The following is a 3,262-nucleotide window of genomic DNA, read 5'->3' on the forward strand; positions in this document are numbered from 1 at the left end:
CTCCATGCCCCTCCAAACACCCACCGGCATCTGGCCGGTCCTCTACGCCTACTTCGACGAACACAATCGGCTAGACCGCGACTCAATGCGCATCCAGGTCGAGCAGACGCTCGCCGCAGGCGCACCCGGCATCGTCATCCTTGGTTTGGCGACAGAAGTCAAGCGCCTGTCTCGCGCGGAACGCGAGCAAATAGTGAGCTGGGCTCGCGAGGACATCGCTCAGCGTGTGCCGCTTGCAGTCACAGTCACCGGCGACACGACCGAAGAGCAGACGGATTTCGGCAACTGGGCAATCGCACAAGGCGCGCAATGGCTGATCCTGCAACCGCCATCCGTACCGCCACAACCCGAGTCGTTCTACTTCGATTTCTTCGCGGGCGTCATGCACGGGTTGAACCGCGCAGCCGGCGTAGGCATCCAGAACGCGCCCGAGTATCTCGGCGTCGGCTTGTCGCCTGCAACACTGGCCGAACTCGCGCGGCAATGCCCAAATTTCCGCTGGCTGAAAGGCGAAGGCCCGGCAACCGTGCTGCGTGCCACCATCGAATGCCTGAGGAACGCGGGCAGCGCAATGCCCGTATTCAACGGACGCGGCGGCCAGGAATTACCGGACAACCTCCGCGCCGGTTGCGCCGGCATGATCGTCGCGCCGGATACGTTCGACCAGCAGTTGCGCATTTATGACGCGTTCACGCGCGACGTGGAAGAAGCACAACGTCTCTATCAGGACGTGCTGCCGGCGATCGTCTTCGTGATGCAATCCCTCGATGCCCTAACTTGCTATGGCAAGCGTATCGCTGCGTGGCGCATGGGATTCGATGTCAAGCACGATCGCGGAATCGCACCGGGTGGATTCGGCCTGGAATGCGCGCGACGCTTCGCCGACATGCTAGGGCCTTATGGGACCGGCCGCCGGTGAGTCAGCCAAACTCGCTAAACTCGCTCAGAGAATGGGCGAAAACAGCCGTGCAACGTGCATCGCCACGCGATGCAACGCCGGTGCGCCCAGATATTCGTCGCGGCTGATTTCCCAGGATTGAGCGAAGTCGTCAAGCAGCATTTTCTCGACTTCGCTGGCAAAGCTCCGGTCCACCGTCAGCACCATGATCTCGAAGTTGAGGCGAAATGAGCGGTTGTCCAGGTTCGCGCTGCCAATGGCGGCGGACATGTCGTCGGCGAGGACGACCTTTTGGTGCAGAAACCCGGGCCGATATCGAAAAATCCGCACGCCGGCGAGCAACGCGTCGTAGGCATAGAGCTTTGACGCAGCGAACACCACGCGATGATCCCGCCGGCACGGAATCAGGATGCGCACGTCCACGCCGCGCAGCACGGCGAGCCGCAGCGCCGAGAACACGGCTTCGTCGGGGATGAGATACGGCGTCGTGATCCAGATGCGCGTTCTCGCCGCGTTAATCGCCTCCACGAAAAACAGCGAGCACGTTTCCTGATGATCAGCCGGGCCGCTCGACAACACGAGACAGCTCATGTCCTTCGTCGACGGCTTCGACGCCGCGACTTCCGGAATCCGCTGAGTGGCCCAATACCAGTCCTCGATAAACACGAACTGAATACTGGCAACCGCAGGCCCGCGTACTTCAATGTGTGTATCGCGCCAAGGCGACAGGCGCGGATTTCCGCCGAGATATTCCACGCCAACGTTGTGGCCGCCGACAAACGCGCATTCGCCATCGACGACGACAATCTTGCGGTGGTTGCGAAAGTTGAGCTGGAAGCGGTTGACAAATTTGCGCTTGGTCGCAAACGGATGGGTCTGCACTCAGCCCGCGCGCAGTTCATCGACGTACTGATGCGGCAAGTCGAAGCTGCCAATGCTGTCGTAGAGAAAATAGACGCGTACGCCTTGCTTTGCTTTCCTGATTAGCAGATCGCGCAGCTTGAATCCGAGTTCGTCCGCCCGCACGATAAAAAACTGCACGATCACGTAGACCTTCGCGTGTTCGATAGCCTCGAAGATTGCATCGAACGTCGCCTGGCCGTTGATCAGCACACGCACGGCGTTGCCGCGCAAAAACGGCATGCCGCTCAGGCGGGTGAGCGCACGAATGGTCGGATGGCCGAGATATTCAGCGGGATCGCCCGGCGCGATGCCGCGCAAACGGGCGGCATCGTCGCCGGGGAAATTCCATTCGGCCGGATGCGCGCTCTTGCGCAGGATCTCATTCTCGAGCCGCCGTGCATCGATATAACCGGCGAACTTGCTGCGTCCAAGAAAGAGATACGGGATCAGCGTGAAGTACGGCATGGCGACGAGCGACACGGCCCACGCAACCGCGCCCTGCGAGGTACGCGTGTTGAGGACCGCATGGCACGCAGCGAGCATGCCGAGTACGTGCGCGAGCACGACGAACGTGCCGAGGTGAAGCCAGTCTTGCCACTCGAAGTGCATGTATGCGGCGGCCCCGAATCAAAGATCCCGCGACGCAGCCGGGAAGTTAAGCCGTGAAGTCGAGCCAAAAAGTGACACCGGCAAACTAAGCCGGCAAGTCGGCGGCCTGGATGAGAAATACATTGTCGTCGCCGGCGCTGGTCGAGAGCCATACCATGTCAAGTCCGCCCAGCGTCGCTTCCACGTTTGCCCGCTCATTGCCGATCTCGATCACCAGCACCCCGTCCTCGGTTAGCCACTTGCGCGCATTGCCAATTATCCGCTTCACGATATCCATGCCGTCCACACCGCCCGCCAACGCGAGTTCGGGCTCATGCTTGTATTCGGCCGGGAGAGTTTGCATCGACAGCGCGTTGACGTACGGCGGGTTCGCGATGATCACTTCGTAGCGTCCGGCTGGCAACGGCGCGAACAAATCGCCTTCGTACAGCGCGATGCGCGCGTCGAGGTCGTAGTCGTCCACGTTTTTATGCGCGACTTCCAGGGCCGGTGCCGAGATATCGACGGCATCGACGTCCGCGTTCTGGAACGCTTGAGCCGCGAGAATCGCGAGGCATCCCGAGCCCGTGCAGAGTTCGAGCACGCGTTCCACCTGATCGGGGTCCGGCACGTAAGGCTGCAAGCCGTCCTGCAACAACTCGCCAATATACGAACGCGGCACGATCACGCGCTCATCCACGTAGAAGCGATGCCCGTGCATCCACGCTTCTTTCGTGATGTAGGCGGCCGGGATGCGATCGGTCGCGCGCCGTTCGATCACCTGCATGATGGCGTCGATTTCGGTGTCAAGCAGACGCGCGTCGAGGAAGGGGTCGAGCGTGTCGAGCGGCAGGTGCAGGGTGTGCAGGACGA

At 61.3% G+C, this 3,262-nt stretch carries 2 protein-coding genes and 1 pseudogene; 1 reads left to right on the forward strand and 2 read right to left on the reverse strand.

Translation table 11 applies throughout. The features are described from left to right. Positions 1–919, forward strand: a 919-nt coding sequence (locus WCA53_RS05485) for a dihydrodipicolinate synthase family protein (RefSeq protein ID WP_423906600.1), incomplete at its 5' end; no start/stop codon positions are given. 24 nt (positions 920–943) lie between these two features. Here WCA53_RS05485 and cls read toward each other — a convergent pair. Together cls and prmB are read right to left on the reverse strand one after the other, a co-directional pair. Then, a pseudogene (gene cls / locus WCA53_RS05490) lies at positions 944–2,410 on the reverse strand (cardiolipin synthase). 85 nt (positions 2,411–2,495) lie between these two features. After that, positions 2,496–3,262, reverse strand: a 767-nt coding sequence (gene prmB, locus WCA53_RS05495; protein ID WP_423906603.1) for a 50S ribosomal protein L3 N(5)-glutamine methyltransferase, incomplete at its 5' end; no start/stop codon positions are given.

The sequence above is a fragment of the Caballeronia sp. genome (genome assembly GCF_049581465.1).
Classification (GTDB): Bacteria; Pseudomonadota; Gammaproteobacteria; order Burkholderiales; family Burkholderiaceae; genus Caballeronia.